At 68.0% G+C, this 26,298-nt stretch carries 24 protein-coding genes and 1 pseudogene; 7 read left to right on the top strand and 18 right to left on the bottom strand.

All coding sequences use genetic code 11. From position 1 onward, the window contains the following. Positions 1 to 53: 53 nt before the first annotated feature. Positions 54 to 659, top strand: coding sequence for a phosphatase PAP2 family protein (locus tag WFK98_RS13700; RefSeq protein ID WP_336800596.1), 606 nt, complete (start codon positions 54 to 56; stop codon positions 657 to 659). Positions 660 to 665: 6 nt separating this feature from the next. Here the strand turns inward: WFK98_RS13700 and cueR are convergent, their stop codons facing one another. Then, positions 666 to 1,109, bottom strand: a complete 444-nt coding sequence (cueR, locus tag WFK98_RS13695; RefSeq protein ID WP_266338498.1) for a Cu(I)-responsive transcriptional regulator — start codon at positions 1,107 to 1,109, stop codon at positions 666 to 668. 16 nt (positions 1,110 to 1,125) lie between these two features. Beyond that, a pseudogene (locus WFK98_RS13690) lies at positions 1,126 to 3,372 on the bottom strand (heavy metal translocating P-type ATPase); the annotation flags it as partial. 171 nt (positions 3,373 to 3,543) lie between these two features. On the opposite strand from WFK98_RS13690, the gene WFK98_RS13685 reads away from it, so the two are divergent. After that, positions 3,544 to 3,741 (top strand): heavy-metal-associated domain-containing protein, encoded by a 198-nt coding sequence (locus tag WFK98_RS13685; RefSeq protein WP_266338496.1) that lies wholly within the window; start codon positions 3,544 to 3,546, stop codon positions 3,739 to 3,741. A 63-nt stretch (positions 3,742 to 3,804) separates the two neighbouring features. Here the strand turns inward: WFK98_RS13685 and WFK98_RS13680 are convergent, their stop codons facing one another. Then, positions 3,805 to 4,218 carry a DoxX family protein gene (locus WFK98_RS13680; RefSeq protein WP_266338665.1) on the bottom strand — a complete coding sequence of 138 codons (414 nt, stop codon included), beginning with the start codon at positions 4,216 to 4,218 and terminating at the stop codon, positions 3,805 to 3,807. 197 nt (positions 4,219 to 4,415) lie between these two features. Between WFK98_RS13680 and WFK98_RS13675 the strand changes: the two genes are divergently transcribed. After that, positions 4,416 to 4,640 (top strand): hypothetical protein, encoded by a 225-nt coding sequence (locus WFK98_RS13675; RefSeq protein WP_266338495.1) that lies wholly within the window; start codon positions 4,416 to 4,418, stop codon positions 4,638 to 4,640. 140 nt (positions 4,641 to 4,780) lie between these two features. On the opposite strand, the gene WFK98_RS13670 is transcribed toward WFK98_RS13675, so the two are convergent. Both WFK98_RS13670 and WFK98_RS13665 read right to left on the bottom strand, forming a co-directional pair. After that, complete coding sequence (locus WFK98_RS13670; RefSeq protein WP_336800595.1) at positions 4,781 to 6,280, bottom strand: FGGY-family carbohydrate kinase; 1,500 nt, start codon at positions 6,278 to 6,280, stop codon at positions 4,781 to 4,783. 58 nt (positions 6,281 to 6,338) lie between these two features. Then, positions 6,339 to 7,220, bottom strand: coding sequence for a DeoR/GlpR family DNA-binding transcription regulator (locus tag WFK98_RS13665; RefSeq protein ID WP_266338493.1), 882 nt, complete (start codon positions 7,218 to 7,220; stop codon positions 6,339 to 6,341). Positions 7,221 to 7,353: 133 nt separating this feature from the next. Between WFK98_RS13665 and WFK98_RS13660 the strand changes: the two genes are divergently transcribed. Further along, positions 7,354 to 8,136 (top strand): SDR family NAD(P)-dependent oxidoreductase, encoded by a 783-nt coding sequence (locus tag WFK98_RS13660; protein ID WP_266338492.1) that lies wholly within the window; start codon positions 7,354 to 7,356, stop codon positions 8,134 to 8,136. 93 nt (positions 8,137 to 8,229) lie between these two features. On the opposite strand, the gene WFK98_RS13655 is transcribed toward WFK98_RS13660, so the two are convergent. From WFK98_RS13655 to WFK98_RS13640, 4 genes are all read right to left on the bottom strand, one after another. Further along, positions 8,230 to 9,450 carry an MFS transporter gene (locus WFK98_RS13655; protein WP_336800594.1) on the bottom strand — a complete coding sequence of 407 codons (1,221 nt, stop codon included), beginning with the start codon at positions 9,448 to 9,450 and terminating at the stop codon, positions 8,230 to 8,232. 153 nt (positions 9,451 to 9,603) lie between these two features. Beyond that, positions 9,604 to 10,800 (bottom strand): amidohydrolase family protein, encoded by a 1,197-nt coding sequence (locus WFK98_RS13650; RefSeq protein WP_266338664.1) that lies wholly within the window; start codon positions 10,798 to 10,800, stop codon positions 9,604 to 9,606. Between the two features lie 8 nt (positions 10,801 to 10,808). Beyond that, positions 10,809 to 11,852 (bottom strand): questin oxidase family protein, encoded by a 1,044-nt coding sequence (locus WFK98_RS13645; protein ID WP_336800593.1) that lies wholly within the window; start codon positions 11,850 to 11,852, stop codon positions 10,809 to 10,811. A gap of 14 nt (positions 11,853 to 11,866) precedes the next feature. Further along, entirely contained in the window at positions 11,867 to 13,291 is a 1,425-nt protein-coding gene (locus WFK98_RS13640) for an NAD(P)/FAD-dependent oxidoreductase (RefSeq protein WP_336800592.1), read from the bottom strand. A 343-nt stretch (positions 13,292 to 13,634) separates the two neighbouring features. Here WFK98_RS13640 and WFK98_RS13635 point away from each other — a divergent pair, with 343 nt between their 5' ends. The 3 genes from WFK98_RS13635 to WFK98_RS13625 all read left to right on the top strand — a co-directional run bounded on the left by WFK98_RS13635 (position 13,635) and on the right by WFK98_RS13625 (position 16,921). Further along, a complete protein-coding gene (locus tag WFK98_RS13635; RefSeq protein ID WP_266338488.1) occupies positions 13,635 to 14,915 on the top strand; it encodes an ABC transporter substrate-binding protein in 1,281 nt (426 codons plus the stop codon). Between the two features lie 240 nt (positions 14,916 to 15,155). Next, on the top strand, positions 15,156 to 16,106 hold the full coding sequence (locus WFK98_RS13630) for a carbohydrate ABC transporter permease (protein WP_266338487.1): 951 nt from the start codon (positions 15,156 to 15,158) through the stop codon (positions 16,104 to 16,106). Next, positions 16,103 to 16,921, top strand: a complete 819-nt coding sequence (locus tag WFK98_RS13625) for a carbohydrate ABC transporter permease (RefSeq protein ID WP_266338486.1) — start codon at positions 16,103 to 16,105, stop codon at positions 16,919 to 16,921. The genes WFK98_RS13630 and WFK98_RS13625 overlap by 4 nt, the downstream gene beginning before the upstream one ends. An 86-nt stretch (positions 16,922 to 17,007) precedes the next feature. Here the strand turns inward: WFK98_RS13625 and WFK98_RS13620 are convergent, their stop codons facing one another. The 9 genes from WFK98_RS13620 to WFK98_RS13580 all read right to left on the bottom strand — a co-directional run bounded on the left by WFK98_RS13620 (position 17,008) and on the right by WFK98_RS13580 (position 26,268). Then, a complete protein-coding gene (locus tag WFK98_RS13620) occupies positions 17,008 to 18,648 on the bottom strand; it encodes an arylsulfatase (protein WP_336800591.1) in 1,641 nt (546 codons plus the stop codon). A gap of 394 nt (positions 18,649 to 19,042) precedes the next feature. Beyond that, on the bottom strand, positions 19,043 to 19,198 hold the full coding sequence (locus WFK98_RS13615; protein ID WP_266338484.1) for a hypothetical protein: 156 nt from the start codon (positions 19,196 to 19,198) through the stop codon (positions 19,043 to 19,045). Positions 19,199 to 19,307: 109 nt separating this feature from the next. Next, positions 19,308 to 20,474 (bottom strand): ABC transporter ATP-binding protein, encoded by a 1,167-nt coding sequence (locus WFK98_RS13610; protein ID WP_336800590.1) that lies wholly within the window; start codon positions 20,472 to 20,474, stop codon positions 19,308 to 19,310. Positions 20,475 to 20,589: 115 nt separating this feature from the next. Further along, complete coding sequence (locus tag WFK98_RS13605; RefSeq protein ID WP_336800589.1) at positions 20,590 to 21,333, bottom strand: copper homeostasis protein CutC; 744 nt, start codon at positions 21,331 to 21,333, stop codon at positions 20,590 to 20,592. Positions 21,334 to 21,346: 13 nt separating this feature from the next. Continuing rightward, entirely contained in the window at positions 21,347 to 22,255 is a 909-nt protein-coding gene (locus tag WFK98_RS13600; protein WP_336800588.1) for an ROK family protein, read from the bottom strand. Between the two features lie 13 nt (positions 22,256 to 22,268). Next, positions 22,269 to 23,432, bottom strand: a complete 1,164-nt coding sequence (gene nagA, locus WFK98_RS13595) for an N-acetylglucosamine-6-phosphate deacetylase (RefSeq protein ID WP_336800587.1) — start codon at positions 23,430 to 23,432, stop codon at positions 22,269 to 22,271. 118 nt (positions 23,433 to 23,550) lie between these two features. Then, the gene (locus WFK98_RS13590) at positions 23,551 to 24,576 is read right to left on the bottom strand and encodes an SIS domain-containing protein (RefSeq protein ID WP_336800586.1); all 1,026 of its coding nucleotides are present in this window, start codon (positions 24,574 to 24,576) and stop codon (positions 23,551 to 23,553) included. Between the two features lie 22 nt (positions 24,577 to 24,598). After that, positions 24,599 to 25,363 (bottom strand): GntR family transcriptional regulator, encoded by a 765-nt coding sequence (locus WFK98_RS13585; protein WP_266338478.1) that lies wholly within the window; start codon positions 25,361 to 25,363, stop codon positions 24,599 to 24,601. Beyond that, complete coding sequence (locus WFK98_RS13580) at positions 25,360 to 26,268, bottom strand: BadF/BadG/BcrA/BcrD ATPase family protein (protein ID WP_336800585.1); 909 nt, start codon at positions 26,266 to 26,268, stop codon at positions 25,360 to 25,362. Before WFK98_RS13580 ends, WFK98_RS13585 begins: the two co-directional genes overlap by 4 nt. Between the last annotated feature and the right edge of the window lie 30 nt (positions 26,269 to 26,298).

Here is a 26,298-nt window from a genome sequence, read left to right as displayed (position 1 = left end):
CGCGGCGCAGCGCCGGCAGGGGCCGCGTTTTCCTTGCTCTTTCCGGAACGCCGATGTCGCTGCGCCCGCTCACTCTCTTCATCACCAGTTTCGGCGGCCAGGCGGTGATCCTGCCGATCCTGCTGCTGGTGACGCTGATCCTGCTGGCGTCGGGCCAGCGTCGCGCCGCGTTCTGGTGGGCGTTCTCGGTCGTTCTGGTGCTGGGGCTGGTGCTGGTCGCCAAGATCGCCTTCATCCCCTGCGGCGGCTATCTCCCGGGCCTCGATCTGCGCAGCCCCAGCGGTCATGCCGGCGCGTCGGTCGCGGTCTATGGCGGGCTGGCGGTGCTGGTGGCGCGGCTGGCGCGAACCCAAGCGCTGGCCGGATTGGCGATCTTCTGCGGTTTCGGGCTTTCGCTGGCGATCGCCGTCACGCGCATCGTTCTGGGCGCCCATACGCTGTCGGAGACGGTGCTCGGCGGGGCGATCGGCCTGCTAGCGCCCGCTCTCCTTGCCAGTCGGCAGGATCTCTTCCAGCGTCCGGTGCGGCTCCGCTGGGTCTGGCTGCTGGTCGCGCCGGTGATCGTGGTGGCGTTGCTGCATGGCGTCGAACTCGGCGCCGAGGGTGTGATCGAGCATGTCGCTCGCCAGTTGAACGCGATGCTCGGCGTCTGCCGCTGACGCGGCCTATCGCCGGCCGCGCAGCGCCGGCTTGCGGGCCGGCGCCGCCGTCTCCGCGTCGGAAAGGGTGGCGAGGTCGTCGAGAATGGGGCAATCCGGCCGCTCGTCGCCATGGCAATGGCCGGCGAGATGGCGCAGCGTCCGCGCCATCCCCTCCAGTTCGTGGATGCGCTTCTCGATCTCGGCGACGTGCTGCAGCGCCAGGCGCTTGACGTCGGCGCTCTCGCGGCCCTTGTCCTGCCAGAGCGCGAGTAGCGTGCCCATCTCCTCGACCGAGAAGCCGAGATCGCGGGCGCGGCGGATGAAGCGCAGCGTCTCGACCTCGCTCGGCGCGTAGACCCGATAGCCGGAATCGGTGCGCGCCGCCGGCCGGATCAGGCCGATCTGCTCGTAATAGCGGATCATCTTGGCCGAGACGCCGGAGGCGGCGGAGGCTTCGCCGATGTTCATGGCTGCTTCCTTCTTGCTATTCGACGGGCCGGTAGCGCTTCAGCCGAAGCGCATTGCCGACCACGAAGATGCTCGACATCGCCATGGCCCCGGCCGCCAGCATTGGCGACAGCAGCCAGCCATAGGCCGGATAGAGCGCGCCGGCGGCGATCGGGATCAGGGCGGCGTTGTAGGCGAAGGCCCAGAACAGGTTTTCCTTGATGTTGCGGATCGTCGCTTCCGACAGGCCGATCGCCTTGACCACGCCGCCGACATCGCCGGACATCAGTACGACGTCGGCGCTCTCGATGGCGACGTCGGTGCCGGTGCCGATGGCGATGCCGACATCGGCGGCAGCGAGCGCCGGCGCGTCGTTGATGCCGTCGCCGACGAAGGCGACCCTGGCGCCGCGCGCCTTCAGCCGTTCCACCGCCTCGACCTTTCCGTCCGGCAGCACCTCGGCCAGCACCTCGTCGATGCCGAGCTTCCGCGCGATCGCCTCGGCGGTGGCGCGGTTGTCGCCCGTCACCATGACGACGCGGCGGCCGAGCTTGTGCAGGCTGGCCACCGCGGCTGCCGAACTCGGCTTGACCGGGTCGGCGACGGCGAGGATCGCGGCGAGCCTGCCGTCGATCGCTGCATAGAGCGGCGACCGGCCTTCCTCGCCGAGGCGGGCGGCCTCGCCGGCGAAGGCGGAGACGTTGATGCCGAGCTTCGCCATCAAGCGGTCGGCGCCGACCGCGACGGCGCGGCCACCGGGCTCGGCGCGGACGCCATAGCCGGGGACAGCCTCGAAGCCGGTGACTTCAGGGAGATCGAGGTGTGCTTCCTTCGCCGCGGCCACGAGTGCTACGCCGATCGGATGCTCCGAACGGCCTTCGACGGCGGCGACGAGGCGCAGCACGGCTTCCCGATCCGTGGAGTCCACGGTGGTGAGGTCCGTCAGAGCGGGCCGGCCCTCCGTCAGCGTTCCGGTCTTGTCGATGGCGACGATCGAGGTGTCGCGCAGCGTCTGCAGCGCGTCGCCCTTGCGGAACAGCACGCCGAATTCCGCGGCCCTTCCGGTCGCGACCATGATCGAGGTCGGCGTGGCGAGCCCCATGGCGCAGGGGCAGGCGATTATCAGCACGGCGACGGCGTTGACGAGCGCGAAGGAGAGGGCCGGCTCGGGACCAAAGGCGAGCCAGACGCCGAAGGTGACGAGCGCCGCCGCCATCACGGCCGGAACGAACCATTGCGTGACCTTGTCGACCAGCGCCTGGATCGGCAGCTTCGCGCCCTGCGCGCTTTCGACCATGCGGATGATCTGCGCCAGCACCGTGTCGGCACCGACCTTTTCGGCGCGGAACGAGAAGCTGCCGGTCTTGTTGATGGTGCCGCCGACGACGGCGGAGCCGACGCTCTTCTCGACCGGCACCGGCTCGCCGGTGATCATCGCCTCGTCGACGAAGGACGAGCCGTCGGTGACGCTGCCGTCGACCGGGATCTGGTCGCCGGGGCGCACGAGCAGGATGTCACCGACCTTGACCGCATCGAGTTCGATCTCGACCGGCTGGCCGTCGCGCAGCAGGCGGGCCGTCTTCGGGCGCAACTTGACCAGCTTGCGGATGGCGGCGCCGGTGCGACCCTTGGCGCGGGCTTCCAGCATGCGGCCGAACAACACCAGCGTGACGATGACCGCCGCCGCCTCGAAATAGACGTAGCCGGTGCCGGCCGGCAGAAGGCCGGGCAGGAAGGTGGCGACAGCCGAATAGAGATAGGCGGCGCCGGCGCCGATCGCGACGAGCGCGTTCATGTCCGGGGCAAGGCGGGCGAGGGCCGGAATGCCCTTTTGGAAGAAGCGCAGGCCCGGGCCGAACAGCACCAGCGTCGTCAGCGCGAACTGCAGGTAGCTGTTCCAGGGGCCGAGCGTCATCGTCACCCAGTGATGCAGCGCCGGGATCAGGTGCGAGCCCATCTCGACGATGAAGACCGGCAGCGTCAGCGCCGCGGCGACCGCGAGCGAGCGGGCCAGCGCGGATGCTTCGGCGTCGCGCTTCTCGGAGAGGTCGTCGGGCGCGTCCGTGGCGACGATGGCGCGGGCCTCGTAGCCGATCTTACGCACCGCCTCTTCAAGCGCGGCGGCGGAGACGACGCCGGCCGGCGCCAGGATGGTAGCCCGCTCTGTCGCCAGGTTGACGTTGGCGCTGGAGACGCCGGGAACCTTCGCCAGCGCCTTCTCGACCCGCGCGACGCAGGAGGCGCAGGTCATGCCCTCGATCGCGAGGTCGAGTTCCTTCTCGGGCGTGAGAGACCGAGGAGAGGGGAGGCTTGTCATCGGAAATGCCCTTCGTCTGGCGTGATGACGATATAGGTAAAGCTTCCCATTATGGGAAGGTCAAGGGCGCTTTTCGGGGCTTGACCTTGCCATGATGGGAAGGTCCATATCCGGCCCGATCAACGAACGGAGCCTGGAATGCTGACATTGAATATCAAGGACATGTCGTGCGGCCACTGCGTCTCGACGGTGCAGAAGACCGTGAAGGCGCTCGATCCCGCCGCCGAGGTCGCGACGGATCTCGCCTCGAAGACCGTGCGCATCGAGAGCACGGCCGAGGCGGGCGCGATCGTTGCTGCGCTCGAGGAGGCCGGCTATCCGAGCGAGCGAGTCTAGAGCGATTTCGAGCGCAGCGGATACCGGTTCGCCCGAAGAAATCGTGACCAGATAGAGAGCTGGCTAGCGCTCGTTATCCGGATCTCGCCGCCGCGCCAGCAGGCCGTCGACGCTCCAGGCGCCGGGGCCGGCGGCGGCGATATAGAGAAAGATGAAGCAGAACAGGATCGCTTCGATGCCGCCGTTCCGGAGCGGGAAGAAGTCGTTCGGCAGGTGGATCCAGAAATAGGCGATCGCCATCTCGCCAGACAGCAGGAACGCCACCGGCCCAGTAAACAGGCCGAGTAGCAGCAGCGGCGCGCCGATGATCTCGACGATGCCGGCGATCCAGAAGATCGAGAAGCGTGGCAGGTTGGAGAGCATTTCCGAATAGGGGAAGCCGAGCAGCTTCGCCGTGCCGAATTCCAGGAACACCAGCGCGGTGACGATGCGCAGCACCGACAGGATCTGAGGCCGCCACGCGCGCAGGATCGGCATGCTCTGCCATCGCGCCGCGGGAGACCGGTTGCGGCCGATTGCGCCGCCGCTTGGATCGCTCATGTTCGCCTCCATTCCGATCACCTCCATGCCCGTCTGGAAATAGCGCCCGCTGCGCTATCGCCGCCCGGAGCGGAACGAAAACAGTCGTCGCGCCTTGTTTATTCGAAGGCGAGTTCAGGCAAGGAGGACGTATAGTGGCCGTCAAGGAATTGCTGAAATCGATGGTGCCCGGCCATGCCGCGCGTCACAGCCGCAAGTCGGAAAGCAAGCGTCTCGACAAGGCGTTGGAGGAAACCTTCCCGACGAGCGACCCGCCGGAGATGGTGCAGCCGGGTTCCGGCATCACCGGCGCCGAGGTGAAGCCGTCGAAGCTGTCACCGTCGCAACTGGCGAAGGGCAAGAAGCTCAAGCCGCACTGAGGCGGCGTAACGGGCGTCGGCCGCGGCCGATGCCCGTGGGATCAGGATGTCCGATTTCGAACCTCCCGAGCAAAACTGCGTGATTTTCGACCCCGAGGCCGAACGGCGCTCGGGGTCTTTTTTGTTGGGCGAGCCTCTGCTTACGGCATGGCGAAGACGGGCTTCAGCGCCACATAGGCGGCGCGGTAGCGGGCATAGCCGTTGTCGTAGATTTCGCGGTTGGCGGGATTGGGGTGGATCAGCGCGCCCTGCGTGGCCAGGCTCGAAATGCCGCTCCAGTCGGTGGCGAGGCCGGTGCCGATGGCCGCGACCCAGGCCGCGCCGACCGACGATCCGTAGGGATTGTCGAGAAGCTGCACCGGCGCCCCGAGCACGTCGGCCATGATCTGCATCCAGACCCGGCTCTTGGTGCCGCCATCCGAGGCGAAGAAGCGGCTCGGCGCGTGGCCCATGTCGGCCAGAACGTCGACATGGTGGCGGAAGCCATAGGCGACGCCTTCGAGCAGCGCCCGCCAGAGATGGCCTTTGCCGTTGCCGAGGCTGAGGCCGATATAGGTGCCGCGCGCCAGCGGATCGTGGATCGGCGTCTTCTCGCCGAGGAAATAGGGCAGGCAGAGCACGCCGTCGCTGCCGGCGGGAACCGCGCCGGCGAGCCGGTCGAGCACGACATGCGGCCGCTCCTCGCCCTCGCCGTCCGCCAGCAGGCGGGCCATCCAGTTCAGGGCCGAGCCGGACGAGGCCATGCAGCCATTCGGCGCATAGAGGCCGGGAACGAGGTGGTAGTCGAGATAAAGGCGGGCATCCGGCTTGGCCTTGTCGGCCGCGACGACGATGTCGCCGGCGCCGCCGAACTTCAGCAGCACGTCGCCGTTCGAGGCGATGCCGGCGGCGAGCGCCGAGGCAATGTGGTCGGCGGCGCCGCCGAAGATCGGCAGGCCCTCCGGCAGGCCCGTCTCGCGGGCCGCCTCGGCCGAGACCGTGCCCATCTGCTCATGCGTGACGGTGCGATCCGGCACGGCGCTGCGCGGAATGCCGGCGAGCGCCACGAGGTCGTCGGCGATGCGGTCGGTCGCGACGTCGGTGAAGCCGGCTTCCAACGCCCAGTTCTGCTCGACGGCGCGGCGGCCGGTCAGGCGCCAGTTGATGTAGTCGTAGGAGCCGAACACGGTGGCGATGCGCGAGAAGACGCCCGGCTCGTGCCGGGCGATCCAGCGCAGCTTCGCCGCCACGAGCTGCTGGTTGACGCCGTTGCCGGTGCGCTTCAGGAAGGCCGCCTCGTCGATCTCGCGCTTCAGCCCCTCGACTTCCTCGCCGCAGCGGCCGTCGCTCTGCTGGATGCTGGGCCGCAGCACGCGGCCGCTGGCGTCGAGCAGCACCACCGCCGGCAGCATGCCGGTGACGCAGAGGCCGGCGAGCGAATCCGGGCCGTCGGGGAGGGCGGCGATCGTCTCGCGCAGCACCTCGCAGGTATTCGACCACCATTCGGCCGGATCCTCCTCGGCCCAGCTCGGCGAGGGCGAGGACAGAGTCACCGGGCGCGACGCCATGTGCAGGATCTGGTCGGGCACGCGCACGGCGATCGAGATGGTCGAGGTCGTGCCGATATCGAGGCCGATGACGGTGGTCTTTTGGGCGGGCATCCAGGACGTTCCAGTCTGTTGAAGGGGTACGCGCGGCCGGCGGCGGATGGCGCGGCGATCAGTCGGTTTGGGTTTCGGGCTCGGCTCCGGCGACGAGGACTTCGACGCCGGCGGCTTCGAGCGCCCTGGCGAGATGGGCGGGCGGCGCGGCGTCGGTCACCAGGATGTCGACGCCGGAGAGTTCGCACACCCGCGCCAGCGAGCGGTGATCGAATTTGGACGAATCGCACAGGATGACCACCTGGTCGGCGCGCGCGATGAAGGCGCGCTTCACCTCGGTGTCCTCGACCGAATAATCGAAGAAGCCGGCCTCGATCAGGCCGGAAACGCCGATGAAGACGCGATCGATGTTGTAGTTCTGCAGTTCGCCGACCGCCCGCGAGCCGACCACGGATTGTTCGGGATCGCGCACCTCGCCGCCCAGCACATAGACCGGGCTTTTCGAGGCGGAGAGCGTCATGGCGGCGCGCAGGCTGTTGGTGAAGACGCGGAGATCGGCGCGATTCACCACCGCCTCGGCGAGCGTCAGCGTCGAGGTGCCGACATCGATGCCGATGGTCTCGCCCGGCCCGATCAGGCCGGCGGCGGCGGTGGCGATCGCGCTCTTGCCCCGGGCGTTGCGGTGGCGCCGGCGCTTGAAGGCCGGCTCCTCGAGATCGAACACCTCGCGCGGGTCGGAGGCGGAGGAAACCGCGCCGCCATGCGTGCGGGCGAGCAGGCCGCGTTCCTCCAGCGACACCAGGTCGCGCCGGATCGTCATCTCGGAGACACTGAGATTGCTGGCAATCTTCGACACGGAGACGAAGCCGTGCAGCTCGATCAGGTCGAGGATGAGGGACTGGCGCGCGCCGGCCGGCATGCGGCCATAGTCGCTGCCCGCGAGTTCGGGTTGCTCGAGTTCATGGCCCGTCGCGGAGCCCGTCATGGCGTCGGCTGGCATCGCAGTCTCCTTCCCGGGTGTTTAAACTGCAACATGAACGAACATTTGCAAACATTAATTCGCGCCGGGCCGTTGTAAAGTGTTCGCAATTGCGTTTTGTTGGGGCGGCATTTCGAGCAAGGAAACATACGACATGGCCGGCATTTTCGATCTCTCAGGGCGCAAGGCAATCGTCACCGGTGGATCGAAGGGCATCGGCGCGGCGATCGCGCGGGCCCTCGACAAGGCGGGCGCGACGGTGGCGATCGCCGATCTCGACGTGATGGCGGCACAGGCCGTCGTGGCAGGCCTGGAGAATGGCGGCTTCGCCGTCGAGGTCGACGTCACCAAGCGCGCCTCGGTCGACGCGGCGATGCAGAAGGCAATCGACGCGCTGGGCGGCTTCGACCTGCTCTGCGCCAATGCCGGCGTCTCGACCATGCGGCCGGCGGTCGACATCACCGACGAGGAATGGGACTTCAATTTCGACGTCAACGCGCGCGGCGTCTTCCTCGCCAACCAGATCGCCTGCCGGCATTTCCTGGCCAGCAACACCAAGGGCGTGATCGTCAACACAGCTTCGCTGGCCGCCAAGGTCGGCGCGCCACTGCTCGCGCATTACTCCGCCTCGAAGTTCGCCGTGTTCGGCTGGACGCAGGCGCTGGCGCGTGAAATGGCGCCGAAGAACATCCGCGTCAACTGCGTCTGCCCGGGCTTCGTCAAGACCGCGATGCAGGAGCGCGAGATCATCTGGGAAGCGGAACTCCGCGGCATGACGCCGGAAGCGGTGCGCGCCGAATATGTTTCGCTGACCCCGCTCGGCCGCATCGAGGAGCCGGAGGACGTCGCCGACGTCGTCGTCTTCCTCGCCTCCGACGCGGCCCGCTTCATGACCGGCCAGGGCATCAACGTCACCGGCGGCGTCCGCATGGACTGATCGACCGGAAGGTCGCCGGGCCTGGCCCGGCGGCGCTGAAGATATTCGAAAGCCCGGATCGGAGAACCGATCCGGGCTTTCGTCGTTTCGGGACTAGCGCGCGGCGGCGCGGCTGCCGAAGAGTTCGGTCAGGTAGAACAGGAAGGCGGCGAGCGGGAAAGCGATGCCCGCCGTCAGGATGCCGCCCCAGCCGAAGGTCTCGTAGAGCGGGCTGGCGATGGCCGAGCCGACGGCGCCGCCCATGAAGATGGTGGCGACATAGATGCCGCTCAGGCGGCTGCGGATCGCCGGCGCCAGCATGAAGAGCGAGCGCTGGCCGAACACCATGTTCGCCTGGACGCAGAAATCGAGCAGGATCGCCGCGACCACCAGCGCCGCGATCGAGCCGACCGAGACGAGGCCGGATAGCGCGAAGGCGATCAGCACGCCGGCGATGGCGAGGCCGGTGCCGATCCGGCCGAAGCCGCGATCGGCGAGGCGGCCGGCAAACGGCGCCGAGATCGCGCCGGCGGCGCCGGCGAGCGCGAAGACGGCGATCTGCGTCTGCGTCAGGTGGAAGGGCTCGCCCGCCAGCTCGAGCGGCGCGCTGGTCCAGAACAGGCTGAAATCGGCGAACAGGGCAAACTGGTAGAAGGCGCGGCGGCGCAGGATCGGCGTATCGCGGAAGATCGACCAGAGCGAGCCGATCAGCTGCGCGTAGGTATGGCCGGAATGCGGATGGCGCTGCGGCAGGTGGCGGAGCAGCAGCAGCGCCAGGCCGATCATCAGCGCGGCGGAGGCGAAGAAGACGCCGCGCCAGCCGATCAAATCGGCCAGCACGCCGGCGAGCGGCCTGGCGAACAGGATGCCGACCATCAGCCCGCCCATGACGTTGCCGACCGTGCGGCCGCGCTCGGCGTCGCTCGCCATATGGGCCGCCATCGGCACCAGCACCTGCGCGATGCTGGAGCAGATGCCGATGAACAGAACCGCGCCCAGGAAGGGCAGGGCGCTCGGCGCGACGGCCGCGAGCAGCAGCGCGAAGGCGGTGACGCCGACGGCGATCAGCACCAGCTTCTTGTTCTCGATGATGTCGCCGAGCGGCACCATCAGCATCAGGCCGAGGCCGTAGCCGATCTGGGTCAGCGTCACGACGAGGCTGGCGAGCTTCGGCGGCAGCCCGACATCCGGGCCGATCAGGGCGATCAGCGGCTGGGCGTAATAGAGGTTGGCGACGATGGCGCCGCAGGCGGCGGCCATCAGGAAGGTCAAGGGCGCGGAAATCGTCGCGGGCGCCGGCGCGGGGCCGACGCCGGATGGATCAGGCAAACGCATGAGACGGGCTCTTGTTGTGGTGGCGGGCGTTCGCGAGCGCGACGTCGGGCCGTTCCGAAATTCAGGGGCGATTGGCAACAGATGGCAGCTTTTGCCCGCCAATCCAATCATCCCTAAGGATTAACACCGTTCACGTTCGCGAGGGCCGTCCCGTCAGTCCCGCGACGTCAGCACGCCCTCCAGCGCTACCAGCCTTCCGCGCTTGATCACAGTGCGGCCGCGCGGCGAGCCGGCTACCGCCTCCGGCACCGAGGCCGCGTCGAGCAGGACGATGTCGGCGCGGTTGCCCGGCGCTAGACCGTAATGGCCTATGCCGAGCACGCTTGCCGGGATCTCGGTGACCATCGAGAAGGCGTGTTCCAGGTCGGGATCGGCCAGGAATTCCTGCCGGTAGCCGATGATCTGGGCGCGGCGCAGCAGGTCGCCATCGCCATAGGGCGACCAGGCGTCGCGGATGTTGTCGGAGCCGGCGAAGACGGTGACGCCGGCGGCCTTCAGCCGCTTGACCGGCGGCATGGCGACGGGGCCGGGGCCGTTGGTCATGATGGAGACGCGGGCGTTTGCCAGCGCCTCGGCGGTGCGGAAAAATTCGAAATCGTCGATCTGGCCGAGCGCGAAGGCGTGGCTGACGGCGACCTTGCCCTCGAGCCCGAGCGCCACGGTGCGGGCGGCGATCTGGCGCAGCTCGAAGGCGCCGAGCGGGCCGGAATCGTGCAAATGGATGTCGACGCCGACACCGTGCTTCCCGGCGACGGCGAAGACGGCGTCGAGATGACCGGTGACGTCCTGGTCTATGCCGGCCGGGTCGAGCCCGCCGACGAGGTCGGCGCCTTCGCGGATCGCCGCGTCGAGCAGGTCGGCGACGCCGGGATCGATCCGGATGCCGCTCTGCGGGAAGGCGACGATCTGGATGTCGACCAGGTCCCAGTAGCGCTCCTTGAGCCGCAGCAGCGCGTGCAGGCCCTTCAGCCCGACCTCGGTGTCGATGTCGACATGGCTGCGGAGGCTGCCGGTGCCGAAGGCGGCGATCTGCTCGATCAGCCGGCCGCCGCGTTCCTCGACGGGCAGCGCCACGGTGCGGCGAAGTTCCTTCTCGGCGGCGATCCGCAGCGCGACGGTATCGCCCGGGATATGCGGAATGAAGGGCAGGCCGAGCAGCGTCTTGTCGAGATGGATGTGGCCTTCGACGAAGGAGGGCGTCGCCAGCCGGCCGCCGGCGTCGATGCGGTCGCGATCGGCCGGCGCCTCGCCGGCGGGCACGATGGCGGCGATGGTCTCGCCGGCGATCAGGATGTCGATCGGGCGGCCGTCGACGGCGCGCGCGCCGGCGACGACCAGGGTCGGTTGCAGCGATGGCATCAGGCGATCAGTCCCATCCGGCGGGCGGCGACGACGCGGTAGAGGCGGTCGCCATACACGGCTTCCTCCTCGCGGGCGGAGAAGACCAGGCTGATGTCGTGCTCGTCGTCGGACTGGGTGGCGACGGCGGCGATTTCGGGCCAGCCGGGCGCCGGCAAATGGCGCCATTCGTCGAGCTGCTCGGCGCTGGGCAGGCTCGGGAAGCCGATCTTCGGCACCAGCGAGGCGATGATCTGCCAGAAATAGCGTTGCAGCGCCGGTCGGTCGGCCTCGTCGAGATGCGGGCCGATGAGGCGGATCCAGTGCGAGCCGGTCAGCGCGTGCAGGGCGGAAAAGTCCATCGTCGCGGCGAAGAGCGCCAGCGAGGTCGCGGCGAGGCGGCGGCCCGTGTCGGGCCCGATTTCCAGCCAGTCGACGACCGGCGCGAAATCCGGCTTCTCGCCGGCGGCGCGGATGTTGTGCCAGAGCAGGTCGGTTTCCGCCTCGATCTGGTGCAGGTCCGCCAGCCCGCAGGCTCGCGCCAGCACCTGGCCGGGATCGTCGGTGATCGGCGTGGCGCCGGTGGCGCGCGGCATGGAGAGATACGTCGTGGACCAGTAGCCGAGCGCCGTCCCGACCTCGGTCGGGTCCATCCGCATCAGGCCGTAGGCGGTACGCATCATGCCGTGGGTGGCGCTGGCGCCGATGCCGGGGATCAAGGTCGGCAGGTAGGTCTGGATCGCGGAATCGATGCCGATCCGGCGCACTTCCGCTTCAAAGAAGGCTCGATAGTCGTATTCGCGCGTGCGGTCTCCGAGCGCGTCGGTCCAGCGGTCCCGCTGGATCGGCGCCACGGGCGGCGGCGTCGGCACCAGCCCGTTGGTGGTGCGATAGGTCTCGAAATACTCGCGCAGCCGCTCGCTCGACGCGCCCAGCCGATCGAGCGCCACGATGATCATGGGCAGGTGGTTTGCCAGCAGCACGGGGAACTCGGCGCTGAACAACCGGACCTCGACGAGCAGCTCGTCGACCGTGTCAGGCTCGGTGCGCGGAGAAAGGGCCATGGGTTTCCTCGGAATTACTTTTCTAAGTTATCAGCGCGGAAGTGAACTTCGTCATAGGCCATCAACTCCGCATAGTGCCGGTCCGCGTCGTCGAGGAAAAGACCCTTTGTCAGCGCCGCGACCATCCTCGGCACGCCGTATTTGAGGCCGGTGATGCCGTTGCAGATCGGTCCGAGGCTGGGCACGGCGCCATTGTTGAAGACATGGATGTTGGCGAGGTGGGGGGCGCTGCCCGGCACCTTCTCGGTGAATTCGAAGGCGCGGCCGAGATAGGGATAGCGGCCGAGGCTCGCATCCGCCTCGCCCTCCGGCGCCACGAAGCGGTCCGACCAGAGCGCGATGTCGTCGACGAGATTGGCGAGCTCCGGCCGGCGGCTCAAGTCGATGTCATAGCCGGTGCCGAGCAGCAAATGGTCGAAATCGAACCGGCCGCGCGGCGTGTCGAGACGGATGCGGCCATCCTCGATGCCGAGCCGCTCGGGCGGGCAGCCGAGCTCGAGGCGGAAATTGGGGAAGGCGCGCGCGGCGTTGAACATCTCCGTCGTCGGCGGCGTCTTGAAATCGAAGAAGCGGCGCATGAAGCGCCAGCGGCGCAGGTCGTCGAGATCGGCGAAATGGCCGAGGAAGCCTGGGAAATTGGTCCAGGCCAGCACCTCCGTCCGGGAGAACTCGGTGGCGCGGCCGAAGAGCGTCGCCGAGCGCGCGCCGGCGCGGAGCGCCGCCGTCGCCCAGTCGAAGGCGGAGGAGGACGAGCCGAGGATGCCGACGTCGCGGCCGGCGAGGCGCGTCAGGTCGATCCGCTCGCCGCTATGGGTCCAGGCGTCGCGCGGCAGGCTTTCTGAGACGATCGCCGGCACGGAATGGCCGCCCGCGCCCTCGATGCCGGTGGCGAGCACGACCTTGCGCGTATAGATCCGCTCGGGGCCGCCCGGCCCCTCGACGGAAAGCGCCAGGCCGTCCGGATAGGGCTCCATGGCGATCAGCGTCGTCTCGTTGCGGACGGCGAGGCCGGTGACGCGGCGATACCAGCGCAGATATTCCATCCAGTCTTCCCGGCTGATCTTGCCGACGCTTTCCCAAGCCTCGGCGCCGTGGATCGCCTCGTGCCAGGCGCGGTAGGTGAGGCTCGGCACGCCGAGGTCGGGGCCGGCGAGGTGCTTGGGCGAGCGCAGCGTGTCCATGCGCGCGCAGGTCAGCCAGGGGCCTTCCTCGCCCTCGGCGCGGGAATCGAGCAGCAGCACGTTGACGACACCCTGCCGCTTCAACCCGAAGCCGATCGAGAGGCCGGAAAGGCCGGCGCCGATGACGACGACATCCTGCACGGGCGCGCCCTCCGGTCCGCCGCGCGCCGGAATCCAGGCCTTCGGCGCCGCCTCGATCCAGGTCAGGTCGGCGGCGATTTTCCGTTCCAGTTCGGCGAGTTGTGGACAAACGGTCATGCGGAGCACCCTCATTCGGGAAGGATTGCATCGTAGCTTATTGCCGCTTCTCTGCGCGCGATGTAAAAATAGGCAATCGCTGGATTGCCTTCACTTTTGCAGCGAAGCGCGAATTCGCGGTAATATGCGGGCCAAAGGTTTACAAACGAACATTGAGATTGTTCTATCGGAAACATCGCTCTGCAAGCTGACTTCAAGTTAGGCAGGCTGCCAATTTAATAAATCACCTTGATGAAATCTGCTCAAGGCCGCCGCACGCGAAATAGAAGGTAATTCTTGAGTGCGGTATTGTTTGATGTAAGCTCCGCCGTGACCCTTGTCGCAATGAAAGAGAGTCATAGGAATGAGCACCGCATCGCTGTTGAAGCTCGGAGTCGCCGGGCTTGTTTACGTGGGAATCGCGGGCGCGGCCCACGCCGCAGACAAGCCGCTGGCCGGTATCACCCTGAACCTCGCCTCGCAGAACGACCAGTTCGCACCGGTGATCGCCAAGCTGGCCCCGAAGTTCGAGGAAGCGACGGGCGCCACGGTCAAGGTCGACATTCTCGACTACGGCTCTCTCCTCACCAAGACCCAGGCGGATTTCGTCGGCCATACCAAGAATTACGACCTGGTGACGATGGATATCGTCTGGGCTGGCCAGTATGCTGACAATAAATACACCGTCGACCTCACCGACTGGATCAAGCGCGACGCCGAGGAGATGAAGCTCGACGACATCTACCCGTCGACCATCAAGTATATCGGCCAGTATGACGGCAAGCAGGTGGCCTTCCCGTTCGCGGGTTACGCCGCGGTGCTCGCCTATCGCAAGGATCTGCTCGAGGCGGCCGGCCTGAAGGTACCGGAAACGGCCGAAGAGTTCGTCGAGGCGGCCTACAAGCTGACCGACCCGGCCAAGAAGCAGTATGGCTTCGTCGCCAATGGCCAGAAGGGTCCGGCGGTGGCGCAGGACTGGCTGCAGTACAACGCCCAGCTCGGCGGCTCGGTGCTCGGCCCGGACGGCAAGCCGGCGATCAATTCGGAAGCCAATATCAACAGCCTCAAGGTCTACAAGGAGCTGTTCGACAAGGCGGCCCCTCCCGGCGCCGTCGACTATGACTGGGGCGGCCGCGAGGAGAGCTTCCGCCAGGGCCTGGTCGCCATGATGGAGACGTGGTCGGTCGGCGCGCCCGGCTATTATGACCCGTCGATGTCGAAGATCGTCGACAACGTCGCCATCACGACGACGCCGGTCGCCAAGGGCCTGCCGGTCAAGTACGGCCTCGGCGGCTGGGGCATGGGCATCAACGCCGACATCGACCCGGCTCAGCAGGAAGCCGCCTGGAAGTTCATCAAGTGGCTGACCAGCCCGGAAATCCAGAAGGAATTCAACCTGGAAGGCGCCGGCAGCTACATCCGCAAGTCGACACTGGCCGACCCGGACCTGAACAAGAAGTTCCCCTACCTGCCGGTGATCGCCAAGTCGTTCGAGAATGCCGACGGCGACTATCGTCCGCGCATTCCGCAGTATCCGGAGATCCAGGACCTGCTCGGCACCGCCGTGAACGCTGTCCTGGTCGGCGGCACCGACCCGAAGGCGGCGCTCGACGAAGTGCAGGAAAAGGCTGAAAAGCTGTTCTGAGCCGATTGTGATCCGGGCGAGGGCGTCGTGCTCTCGCTCGGATTTTTCCCTGTCCGTGGCGCAGGGAGTTGTTGCCCTGATGGCTCTGCTTGGGGCGATACGCTCTCGATATCGGACGGGTGAGATCTGGGGTCGGATTGCCCGGGTGGAACCCGGCCTTTGCCTCTCCCCCGCGGAGGGGTAAGGAAGCGTACCGATGCTTCCGCTATGACGATACAGATCCAGCTAGGGTGTTCCGCATTGGCCACGACGTCCGTCGGCTCCATTGATTTCCCCCAGCGCAAGGCAACCGGCCTGCGCTTCCAGGATCGGCGCAGGCTCTTCCTCCTCGCCCTCACCATTCCAGCCGTGGTCTATGTCGTGCTGGTTGCGCTGTGGCCGCTGGCGCAGGGCATCTGGTACTCGTTCTTCGACTACAATCTTCTGCGCGGCGGCGGCCGGCGGACCTTCGTCGGTCTCGCCAACTATGCCGAGCTGCTGACGGATTCGACGGCGCGGCGGGCGCTGATCAACACCTTCGTCTTCACCTTCGCCGCGGTGGCGCTCGAATTCGCCATCGGGCTCGGACTGGCGCTGCTGCTCTGGCGCGACGGTCGCTTCAACCGCATCTGCCTCGCCTTCCTGCTGATCCCGGTCACCATCACGCCGGTCGTCGTCGGCCTGATCTTCCGGGCGCTGCTCGCCGTCGATTACGGCTTCTTCGGCTATTACCTGGCCGAATGGGGCATTTCCGGCCCGCGCGGCTTCCTCGCCTCGACGACGGCGGCGCTGCCGGTCGTGATCCTGATCGACGTCTGGGAGTGGACGCCGCTGGTGGCGCTGATCCTGCTCGCCGGCCTCAAGTCGCTGCCGGGCGACATTCTCGAGGCGGCCTCGGCCGATGGCGCGACGGCGCTGCAGCGCTTCCGCATGATCGTGCTGCCGCTTCTGCTGCCGACCGTGTTCCTGGCGCTGGTGCTGCGCGTGATGGACGCGTTCCGCGTCTTCGACATCATCTTCGTCACCACCGGCGGCGGTCCCGGCGACGCCACCAATTCGCTGATGGTGTTCGGCGTCAAGCAGGGCCTCCAGTTCTTCAATATCGGCTTCGCCTCGGCGATCGGCAACGTCGCCATCCTGTGCATCGCCGTCCTCTGTGCCGTGTTCACCCTGCTGATCCGCCGGGCCGATGTGAGGGCCAACGAGAGATGAAAGCCCGCGCCCGCCAGATCGCCCTCGAGCGCACCACGCTCGTCGTCATCCTCGTCCTCTACCTGATCCCGGTGCTCTGGCTGGTCTCGACCGCCTACAAGCCGCCGCGCGAGATCTTCTCGTCACCGCCGAGCTTCACCTTCTCGCCGACGCTGGTGAATTTCGAGCGCATCTTCCAGCTGTTCGATGTCTGGCAATTGCTGAAGTCGAGCATCGTGATGAGCCTCGGCACCACGGTGCTGTCGCTGCTGCTCGGCGTGCCGGCCGGCTACGCGCTGGCGCGGGCGAAGTGGCGCTATGCCATCGCCGTCGCCTATTTCTTCCTGGCGATCCGCACGGTGCCGATCATCGCGACGCTGATCCCGTTCTACCTGATGATGCGCGACATCGGCCTGCTCGGCACCTGGTGGGCGGTGGTGCTGCTCAACACGACGCTGAACTGCGCCTTCGTCACCTGGATGATGTTCTCCTATTTCCGCGCCTTGCCGCGCGACATGGAGGAGGCGGCGCTGACGGACGGCTGCACGCTCTGGGGCGCGTTTTACCGCGTCGCCCTGCCGACCGTGGTCCCCGGCATCATCGCCAGCGCGCTGTTCTGCATCATGTTCTCGTGGAACGACTTCCTGACGCCGATGTTCCTGACCAACTCCGACACCAAGCCGCTGTCGGTGGCGTTGCTCTCCGCCTTCGGCACCAAGGACATCACCTGGGGCACGCTCGGCGCGCTGGCGCATTTCTCCACCATCCCGATCGTGCTGATGGCGCTGTTCCTGAACCGCTATTTCGTGCAGGGCCTGACCAAGGGCGTCCACTGAGGCGGGGGGAGCTTTCCCGGACCCAAAAGAGGGGCGCCGGTTCCGGCGCCCCTTCTTCCCGATGCCGGACGGAAGGACGGAATGCGCTAGCCACCGCTGCCCTTCGCCTGCGGATTCGAGCCCTTCAGCAGCGGCAGCGGATCGTCGGGCCGCTGGAGGTTGGGGATCAGGTCGTTCGAGGCGCCGCCGACATAGCGCTTGATGTTCGGGTACTTGAGGATCGACTTGTCGAAATCGAGGATCACCGGCTCGATCAGGGCCAGGATCCAGCCATTGTCCTGGCCGGCAAAGCGGCCCGGCGAGCTCGGCAGCACGCGGGTCGGCGCCGCGCCATTGAAGGTCATGTCGTATTTCTCGTAGGGGTCCATGGTCAGGTTGTAGACCGCGCCGATGGAGCCGAGATTGGCCTCCGAGCCGAGCCAGGAATCCTTGGCGGTGTAGAGGTATTTCCACGCGATGTTGAGCCAGGGCTCCTTCGGGTCGCCGCCGATGTCTATGCGGGCGCCGAGGAAGTTCTCGCCGTCGATATAGACCCATGAATTGCGCGCGGAGTGGTCGGACTTGCCGAGGATGTACTGGCTGTTGTCGATCGAGTCGAAATAGATCGGCTTGCCGTCATTGCCGACCCAGTCATGCGGCGGCGGCGTCAGGCCGGCCATCGTCGCCAGCGTCGCCCAGGCGTCGATATGCGACATCATCTCGTTCTTCTGCACGCCGGCGGGGATCTGGCCCGGCCACCACATGATGCCCGGCACGCGCCAGCCACCCTCGAACGCCGTGCCCTTCTCGCCGCGGAACGGCGTCGTTCCGGCGTCCGGATAGGCGTCGAGCCAGGCGCCGTTGTCGGCGGTCAGGATGACGATCGTGTTGGGCGCCTCGGCGCGGATCGTGTCCATGATCCGGCCGATGTCGGTATCGAGCTCCATCAGCGAATCGGAATAGTCGCCGAGATGCGAGCGGCCGCGGAACTCCGGCGCGGCATTGGTCGGGTTGTGCATCTTGATGAAGTTGACGTCCATGAAGAAGGGCGTACCGCCCCTGGCGTTCTTCTTGATGTAGTCGATCGCCGAATCCGTCTGGCGGATGTCGAGGGTCGCGAGGCTGTCATAGTCGATGGTGCCGACGCGGGTCGCCGGCTTGCCCGCCGTTCCTTCCCACTCGCCGAGATTGACGACGCTGTCATAGGCCTGGCTGAACGCGGCGTTGAAGGACGGGAACCAGGGATGGAACCAGTTCGACGTGTTGTTGTAGGCATAGACGCCGGCGTAGTAGGCGGCGAACTCCTTCATTTCGTCGAAGCCGTGCTCGGTCGGATAGGCTTCAGGCTTGTCGCCGAGATGCCATTTGCCGGAGAAATAGGTCTTGTAGCCGTTTTTCTTGAAGAACTCGGCGATGGTCGGCGTCTCCTTGCGGAGCGCGTTCTCGTCGCCGGGCGCCACCACGATCGACAGCGCCGAGCGGATCGGGATCCGGCCGGTGATGAACGAGGCGCGGCCGGCGGTGCAACTCGCCTGGCCGTACCAGTTGGTGAAGGTCGAGCCCTCCTTGGCGAGGCGATCGACATTCGGGGTCGGATGGCCGAGGCCGGCGCCGCCGCCGGAATAGGGACCGAAGTCGTTCCAGCCCGTGTCATCCGTCATCAGCATGACGATGTTGGGCCGCTGCGCCGGTGCCTGCGCCTCGGCGACGGGCTGGGATCCCATCCATGCGAGGGCGCCGAACAGCATGGCGGATCCCAGAAGGTAGCGCCTGCGGCGGGAATGCGCGGTGGGCTCCTGGCAAGCTAAGGTATTGTCACCACAAGTTTTCATGGCTTTTGCCTCGGCGGTTGCACGCTTTGCGTCCGCCGGAAATTATGGCGGATAGCGCGGTGCCGACGGCATCAATCTGGATAACTTTTCGTTGCGAACCCCGGCGGGTGCCCCTCTCGGCGGGTCCGCGCGGCGCGATCTTCGCCGGGCGATTGGCGATGGGCCGCCGCACGGGAGGTCGGCCGGGGACCCAAGACAGCAACGCACCGCGCGGCTGGCCCCCTCAGCTTGTTGCGCGGTGCGAGGGCGCGGCGGCGATGTCGACTCCCCTACCGAGCCTCGCCCTTTGCGCCAGTTGGAATAGGGCGGATCAGCCGCGCGCCGGGCGCGCCGCCTGGATCGAAGCCTTCGCCTGCGCAGGCTGGAGGCCCGAGCTCAGATTGCGGGTCTGGCGGTCGGCCCAGGCAACGGCGGCCATGAAGACGAGGAAGGCGAGGATGATGGCGCTGAGAGCGAGAATGGACATGGTGGCCTCCGTTTGCTGACGAGGCCAGTATCGGTTCCGCTGCGGCGATCCGCCTTGATCGACATCAATCGACCGCCGCCGCGTTGCATTTCCGCCGGTTTGCTACCGTTCAGGCGCCGATCGCCTGTTCCGTCTTCGCATCGAAGAGATGGATGCGGGCGGGATCGACCGTGAGGCAGATCGGGTCGCCCTTGCCGACGGGCAGCGCGCCGTCGACGACGGCGCGAAGCCGCGTCCGCGCCGAGCTCAGTTCCTCGCCATCCTCCGACACGCCGGCCGCGACAACCGAGGCGCCGGCGAGATCGAGATGGACGAGCAGGCTGGCGCCGAGATCCTCGACGAAGGCCACCGTGCCGGAGAAGCGGCCGGGGCCGGGCGTCACCGAGCCGAGCAGCCGCAGCGCCTCGGGCCGGATGCCGGCGATGATCGGCTGCCCGGCGAAGCGCGGAATGCCGGGCCGCGCGTCCAGAGCGGCGTCGTCGAGGGCGATCGTCAGTTCGCCGAGCTCCAGCGCATAGCCGGCCTCGGTGGCTACGATCTTGCCCGGAAGCAGGTTCATAGGCGGAGAGCCGATGAAGCCGGCGACGAAGAGATTGGCGGGCGAATCATAGAGCACGCGGGGGGCGGCGAGCTGCTGCAGCACGCCCTTGTTCATCACGGCGACGCGGTCGCCCATCGTCATCGCTTCGACCTGGTCATGCGTGACATAGACGGTCGTGACGCCGGTCATCTTCTGCAGATGGGCGATCTCGGCCCGCATCTGGCCGCGCAGCCGCGCATCGAGATTGGAGAGCGGCTCGTCCATCAGGAAGGCCTTTGGCGAGCGCACCAGGGCGCGGCCCATGGCGACGCGCTGGCGCTGGCCGCCGGAAAGGCGGCCGGGCTTGCGGTCGAGCAGCTCGGAGAGCTCCAAGAGCTTCGCCGTCGCCTCGACCTTGGCGCGGATCTCCGACTTGTCGGAGCCGCGCACCTTGAGGCCGAAGCCGATATTCTCGGCCACAGAAAGATGCGGATAAAGCGCGTAGGACTGGAACACCATGGCGATGTTGCGGTCGCGCGGCGACAGTTCGTTGGCGATGGCGCCGTCGATGACGAGCGAGCCGTCGGAGATTTCTTCGAGCCCCGCGATCATCCGGAGCGCCGTCGACTTGCCGCAGCCGGACGGGCCGACCAGCACGAGAAACTCGCCATCGGCGATCTTCAGGTCGAGCGCGTTGACGGCGAGCTGGCCGTCGTCATAGCGCTTGGTGACTCGCTCAAAAACGATCTCGGCCATTGCCATTCCCTCATGTCGGAGGGGGAGCCTGCCATGCCCGGGGACCGGCTGTCAAAGCCGGGGAGTGCTGCAATTTCAACCGTTTCGGTGCCTTATTCGGCATGTTCGGTTGAAGCTATCCGGCGGGCGGAATCTCGAACACGCGCAGGATCTCGACCATCTTGGCGACGCTCTCCTCGGCGGTGACGTCGATCCGCGGCGTGTTGGCGAAACCGAGCGCCACCGCTTCCGGCGCCACCGTCTGGCTGCCGGTCCGGCAGGACGCGTGGATCTCGCGCGCGCCGGTCCGGTCGAGGATATGGGCGACGTTCTCCGGGCGGACGCCCGAGCCCGGCATGATCGCCAGCCGCTCGCCGGCGCGCTGCACCAGCTCGGCGAGCAGTGGCACGCCGTCCATGGCCTTGCGCTCGCGGCCCGAGGTCAGGATGCGCTCGAAGCCGAGCGCGATCGCGAGTTCCAGCGCCTCGAACGGCTCCGGAACGAGGTCGAAGGCTCGATGCAGCGTCGCGCCCATGCCTTCAGCATGGCTGCGCAGGTGGAACAGCGCCTCGGCATCGAGCTTTCCGCGCGGCTCGGAAGCGCCGAGCACGACGCCGGCGAGGCCGGCGGCGCGGACGGCGTCGATGTCGCGGCGCATCTGGTCCAGCTCGCCGGGCGAGAAGACGAAATCGCCCTCGCGCGGCCGGATCATCGCATAGGTCGGCACGCCGGCCCGGGCGGCGATCCGCATCAGGCCGGGGGAGGGCGTGAGCCCGCCGATCGAGAGCGCGCTGCAGAGTTCGATGCGGTCGGCGCCGCCCTTGATGGCGGCGGCGAGGCCGTCCGGCGTGTCGACGCAGATTTCGAGCTGGATCTTCATGGGTCCGATTTGATCACGCCGGGAGTTCTTCCGCCAGCATGGCGGCGCCGATCAGTCCGCTGGCGCCGCGCGTTCGTCCGGGGACGACCAGCGTCTCGGTGTAGCGGCCGAGCACGCGGTCGCGCACGGCGATGTCGATCAGGCTCAGCAGCGCCGCATCCGAGGACAAGCCGCCGCCGACGGGAATGACCGAAGGCCCGATCGTGTTGACGATCACCGAAAGCGGGCCCGCGATCAACTCCACGAAGGTCTCGATGGTCCGCGTCGCGGCGGCGTCGCCTGCGTGCCAGGCTTCGGTGATGGCGTGGCTGGTGCGGGTTTCGCCGGAAAGCGCCGCGTGGATGCGCTCCATGCCGCGGGCCGAGCCATAGCTGTCGAGGCAGCCGGTCTGGCCGCAGCCGCAGCGGATCACCGGGATGCCGCGCGCCGCGACCGCCTCGGCGACGATGGGGCCGTGGCCCCATTCGCCGATGACGCCATGCGCACCGCGCACCATGCGCCCACCGATGACCAGCCCGCCGCCGACGCCGGTGCCGAGAATGGCGCCGAAGACGATCGGCATGCCGCGGCCGGCGCCGACCGTCGCTTCGGCGAGCGCGAAGCAATCGGCGTCGTTGCCGACCCGGACCGGTATGCCGAGCGCGGTGGAGAGCTCGTTCTCCAGATGGTGGCCGTTGACCGCCGGCACGTTCGCCGCAGCGGCGATGCCGGTAGCGCTGTCGGTGGTGCCGGCGATCGAGATGCCAATCCGCGTCGCCTGGCTGCCATCGGCGGCGACGAGTGAGGCGACGGCGTCGCGAAAATCGGTCCAGCCCGTGTGTGGGGTGGGCAGGGTCGCGCGATGCGAGACCGTGCCGTCGCGGCCGACGCGCGCATATTCGATCTTCGAACCACCGATGTCGAAGGCTGCGGTGACGGTCATCTTGCCGTCCGGCTCAGGCGAGCGGTTCAAAATGCTGGCGTTCGCCGCCGATGAACACGCCAGCGACGGAGAGGTCGCCGTTCAGGTGGACGAAGTCGGCGCGAGAGCCCGGCGCGATCCGGCCATGGGTGCGGTCGATGCCGAGGAACTGCGCCGGATAGAGCGAGGCCATGCGCAACGTCTCGTCCAGGCCGATGCCGACCGTGCCGGTCATGAAGCGGATGGCGCCGACCATGTCGAGGTCGGAGCCGGCCAGCGTGCCGTTATCCAGCGTCAGCTTGCCGTTCTCGCGCGTGATGGTGCGGCCGTTCAGCTCGAACTCGGTCATCGTCGTGCCGATCGTCGACATGGCGTCGGTGACGATGAAGATGCGGCCGGGCGCCCGCTTGGCGCGGAGCGCGTTGGCGATCGCGGCCGGATGGACATGCAGGCCGTCGGGGATGATGCCGCACCAGGCGTCGGGGCTGTCGAGCGCCGCGCCGACGACGCCGGGCGAGCGGTGGCCGAGCTGGCTCATGGCGTTGAAGAGATGGGTGATGCCGCGCGCGCCGGCATTGAAGGCGGCCATCGCGGTTTCATAGGAGGCGTCGGAGTGGCCGATGGCGACATGCACGCCGGCCGCCGTCAGCCGCGCGATCTGCTCCGGCGGCACGGTTTCGGCGGCGACCGTGGTCAGCACATTGTCGAGCCCCGTCGAGGCGAGGCGCTCGAGATCGACCTCGTCCATCGGGCGGATAAAGGCGGGGTTGTGCGCGCCCTTGCGGGCGATCGACAGGTGCGGCCCCTCGATATGCAGGCCGAGGCAGCCGGGAATGCCGGCGGCGATGGCGTCGCGCGTCGCCGTGATCACAGCCTCGGTGACGGCGGGGGTGTCGGTGATCAGCGTCGGCAGCAGCGCCGTCGTGCCGTAGCGGGCGTGCGCGGTGCAGATGGTGCGGATGCCGTCAACGGTCGCGGCGCTGTTCAGCAGCGCGCCGCCGCCGCCATTCACCTGCGCGTCGACGAAGCCCGGCGCCAGCAGGCCGCCGGCGAGGTCGATGGTTTCGGCGCCTTCCGGCAGGCCGCCCGGCCCGACGATGCCGACGACCTGGTCGCCGTCGACAAGCACGGCGACATCGCGGCGGCGAGTGGCGCCGTCGAACAGTTCTGCGCCCAAGAAGGCGGTCAGGTTCGGCATGGGGCTCTTCCTGAGAATCCGTGTTGGCGGAGTGGATAGCACGGCCGGGAACGCAGGGACCCGGCCACTTTGTTCCCCTCTCCCACAGGGAGAGGGGATGGCGTCGGCGCAATCCCGGCTAGATCGTTTCCGTCACCTTGTTGAGGCCGCGCGGCTTGTCGGGATTGTAGCCGCGCGCCACCGCCACCGTTTCGGCGAAGCGGTAGAAGGAAAGCGCGATCGAGACGGGGTCCGTCAGCGCGTGGCCGGTCGGCGCGATCGGCAGGCGCGGGCCGGGAATGGCGGCGGCGGTCGCGGTGAACACCTTGGCGCCGCGCGCATGAAGCGCCGAGACGGTCGCGACCATGCTGGGCGCGGCGGCGTCGTCCGGAATGAAGGCGATCAGCGGGAAGTTCTCGTCGACCAGCGACACCGGGCCGTGCTGCAGCTCGGCGCCCGAATAGGCTTCGGCGTGCAGGATCGAGGTTTCCTTGAGCTTCAGCGCCGCTTCCTGCGCCACGGCGAAGCCCGGGCCACGGCCGAGTGTATAGAGCGACGAGGCATTGACGACGGTGTCGCGCGCCTCGCTCCAGTCGCATTCGAGCGCGGCGTCGAGCTTGTCGGGCAGGGCGGCGATGGCGGCCCGCAGGCCGTCGTCCTGGCGCCATTCGGCGAGGATGGCGAGGCCGGCGACGATCGAGGTGATGTAGGACTTGGTCGAGGCGACGCTCTTCTCCGGGCCGGCGCGCAGCGGCACGAAGATGTCGGCGAGCGAGGCGAGCGGCGCATCCTCGACATTGACGAGGGCGATGCTGGCGGCGCCGCCCTTCTTGGCGGCCTCGACCATGGCGAGCAGGTCGGGGCTCTTGCCCGACTGCGACGTCGCGATCACGGCCGCGCCCGGCAGACGCAGCGGCGTGTTGTAGATCGAGGCGATCGAGGGGCCGAGCGAGGCGACCGGCACGCCGGTGGTGATCTCGCAGACATATTTGAAGAAGGCGCTGGCGTGATCCGACGATCCGCGCGCCACCGTGACGATGACGCGCGGATCGAGCGCGCGGAGGCGGGCGCCGGCTTCGCGGATGGCGTCGCCGGACTGGTCCAGCAGGCGTCGGACGGCGGCCGGGGCTTCGTCGATTTCGGCGCGCATCAGGGTCGTGGTCATCGTGTCATTCCTCATGCCGACGTCAGCGGGGAGACGCATCGGTCAGGTTCAATTCGGCTACGAAATCATAGGCATCGCCGCGATAGTGGGAGCGCGTGAACTCGACCACGCGGCCATCGGGCAGATAGGAGATGCGCTCGATGGCGAGCGCGGCGGATCCGGCCGCGATGCCGAGCAGCGCGGCGTCGGCGCTGCCGACGCTTTCGGCGTTCAGACGCTGGACGGCGCGCACCGGGCGCATGCCGACGGAATCGAGCGCGTCATAGAGCGAATTGGCGACGATCGAAGGGTCCGGCAGGATGCGCAGCGGCACCACGGCCCGCTCGATCGCCATCGGCTCGTTGTCGGCGAGGCGGAGCCGGTGGAAGCGCGCGACCCGCTCGGTCGGCGCGAGGCCGAGGATCATCGCCTCGGCCGAGGTCGGCATGCCGACGGAGCGCTCGAGCCAGCTCGCCGTCGGCACCAGGCCGCGGCTCTTCATGTCCTCGGTGAAGGAGGAGAGGCGCGAAAGCGGCTGTTCGACGCGGCCGCCCGTGCGCGAGACGAAGGTGCCGGAGCCGTGGCGCTGGCGCAGCACGCCCTCGGCGACGAGGCCCTGGATCGCCTTGCGCACGGTGACGCGCGAGATGCCGAGCGAGGCCGCCATGTCGCGCTCCGGCGGCAGGGCGGCATTGGTCGGCAGGCGGCCGTCGCGGATCGCGTCGCGGATCAGCGTCTGCAGGCGGACATAGAGCGGGCCGCCTTCCTCGTCGGTCAACTGTTCGGGCGCGAGCACGAATTCGCTCATGCGGGCGCCTCCGCCGGAAGGAGCGTCGCGGCCAGGATCAATGCGCCGTCGAGCGCGTCGCCGGCCGGCGGGGCGATATGGGCCGAAATCTCAGGCGACAGCCGCTCGGCATAGAGCGGCGCGAGGCCGCCGAGCAGGCTGATGCGCGCCGCGCCGAGCGCGACCAGCCGGTTCAGCGCCAGCTCGATGTCGCGGGTCGCTTCGGCGAGGATCCCGTCGGCGATGGCGTCGCCGGCGGCGGCGCGCTCGAACACCAGCGGCGCGAAGCTGCCATAGTCGCGCGGCAACGCCGTCTTGCAGAAGGTGACGATACGGTCGGGCTTGCCGTCGAACTGCGCCAGCAGCGCGTCGGTCAGCCCGGTCGGCTCGACCAGCGCGTCATGCGCGAGCGCCGCCTGGCGGAGCGCCATGTGGCCGAGCCAGGCGCCGCTGCCCTGGTCGCCGACATGGAAGCCCCAGCCTCCGACCGTGACGAAGACGCCGCCCGTTTGCACGACATAGGCGGTGCCGGTGCCGAGGATGGCGATGGCGCCGTTGCCGTCCGGATGGGCGCCGCGGCAGGCGATCCACGCGTCCATTTCCAGCGCGGTGCGGGCGAAGGGGAGGTCGGCGGCGAGGAAGCGTTCCGACAGGTCTGGGATGTTGGCGCCGGCGAGGCCGAGGCCGACGAGGCAACGGCCGAGATCGGCGTGGCCGAGGCCGCCCTCGACCAGCGCGCCCTCGACGGCGGCGACGATGTTGTCGCGCGCCGCCTCGACGCCGGCCAGGATGTTGGCCGTGCCGGTGATGCATTCGCCGATCGGCGTGCCGTCGAGCCAGCGGGCGCGGGCCCGGCATCGGGTGCCGCCGCCGTCGACACCCACCAGAATCGGCTGGCCAGTCCTTGCTGCGATCGATCCGGACATATCACCCGCTTCGAGCCGAAATGCGTGGGT

The organism is Kaistia sp. MMO-174, from assembly GCF_037147815.1.
Classification (GTDB): Bacteria; Pseudomonadota; Alphaproteobacteria; order Rhizobiales; family Kaistiaceae; genus Kaistia; species Kaistia nematophila.
The sequence above is the reverse complement of the archived record's forward strand: the minus strand, read 5'-3'. Positions and strand labels throughout refer to the sequence as shown.

Coding starts and splice junctions, on each gene's coding strand:
- WFK98_RS13700 (WP_336800596.1), top strand. CDS start 54: ATGTCGCTGCGCCCGCTCACTCTCTTCATCACCAGTTTCGGCGGCCAG.
- cueR (WP_266338498.1), bottom strand. CDS start 1,109: ATGAACATCGGCGAAGCCTCCGCCGCCTCCGGCGTCTCGGCCAAGATG.
- WFK98_RS13685 (WP_266338496.1), top strand. CDS start 3,544: ATGCTGACATTGAATATCAAGGACATGTCGTGCGGCCACTGCGTCTCG.
- WFK98_RS13680 (WP_266338665.1), bottom strand. CDS start 4,218: ATGCCGATCCTGCGCGCGTGGCGGCCTCAGATCCTGTCGGTGCTGCGC.
- WFK98_RS13670 (WP_336800595.1), bottom strand. CDS start 6,280: ATGCCCGCCCAAAAGACCACCGTCATCGGCCTCGATATCGGCACGACC.
- WFK98_RS13665 (WP_266338493.1), bottom strand. CDS start 7,220: ATGCCAGCCGACGCCATGACGGGCTCCGCGACGGGCCATGAACTCGAG.
- WFK98_RS13660 (WP_266338492.1), top strand. CDS start 7,354: ATGGCCGGCATTTTCGATCTCTCAGGGCGCAAGGCAATCGTCACCGGT.
- WFK98_RS13655 (WP_336800594.1), bottom strand. CDS start 9,450: ATGCGTTTGCCTGATCCATCCGGCGTCGGCCCCGCGCCGGCGCCCGCG.
- WFK98_RS13645 (WP_336800593.1), bottom strand. CDS start 11,852: ATGGCCCTTTCTCCGCGCACCGAGCCTGACACGGTCGACGAGCTGCTC.
- WFK98_RS13640 (WP_336800592.1), bottom strand. CDS start 13,291: ATGACCGTTTGTCCACAACTCGCCGAACTGGAACGGAAAATCGCCGCC.
- WFK98_RS13635 (WP_266338488.1), top strand. CDS start 13,635: ATGAGCACCGCATCGCTGTTGAAGCTCGGAGTCGCCGGGCTTGTTTAC.
- WFK98_RS13625 (WP_266338486.1), top strand. CDS start 16,103: ATGAAAGCCCGCGCCCGCCAGATCGCCCTCGAGCGCACCACGCTCGTC.
- WFK98_RS13620 (WP_336800591.1), bottom strand. CDS start 18,648: ATGCTGTTCGGCGCCCTCGCATGGATGGGATCCCAGCCCGTCGCCGAG.
- WFK98_RS13615 (WP_266338484.1), bottom strand. CDS start 19,198: ATGTCCATTCTCGCTCTCAGCGCCATCATCCTCGCCTTCCTCGTCTTC.
- WFK98_RS13610 (WP_336800590.1), bottom strand. CDS start 20,474: ATGGCCGAGATCGTTTTTGAGCGAGTCACCAAGCGCTATGACGACGGC.
- WFK98_RS13605 (WP_336800589.1), bottom strand. CDS start 21,333: ATGAAGATCCAGCTCGAAATCTGCGTCGACACGCCGGACGGCCTCGCC.
- WFK98_RS13600 (WP_336800588.1), bottom strand. CDS start 22,255: ATGACCGTCACCGCAGCCTTCGACATCGGTGGTTCGAAGATCGAATAT.
- nagA (WP_336800587.1), bottom strand. CDS start 23,432: ATGCCGAACCTGACCGCCTTCTTGGGCGCAGAACTGTTCGACGGCGCC.
- WFK98_RS13590 (WP_336800586.1), bottom strand. CDS start 24,576: ATGACCACGACCCTGATGCGCGCCGAAATCGACGAAGCCCCGGCCGCC.
- WFK98_RS13585 (WP_266338478.1), bottom strand. CDS start 25,363: ATGAGCGAATTCGTGCTCGCGCCCGAACAGTTGACCGACGAGGAAGGC.
- WFK98_RS13580 (WP_336800585.1), bottom strand. CDS start 26,268: ATGTCCGGATCGATCGCAGCAAGGACTGGCCAGCCGATTCTGGTGGGT.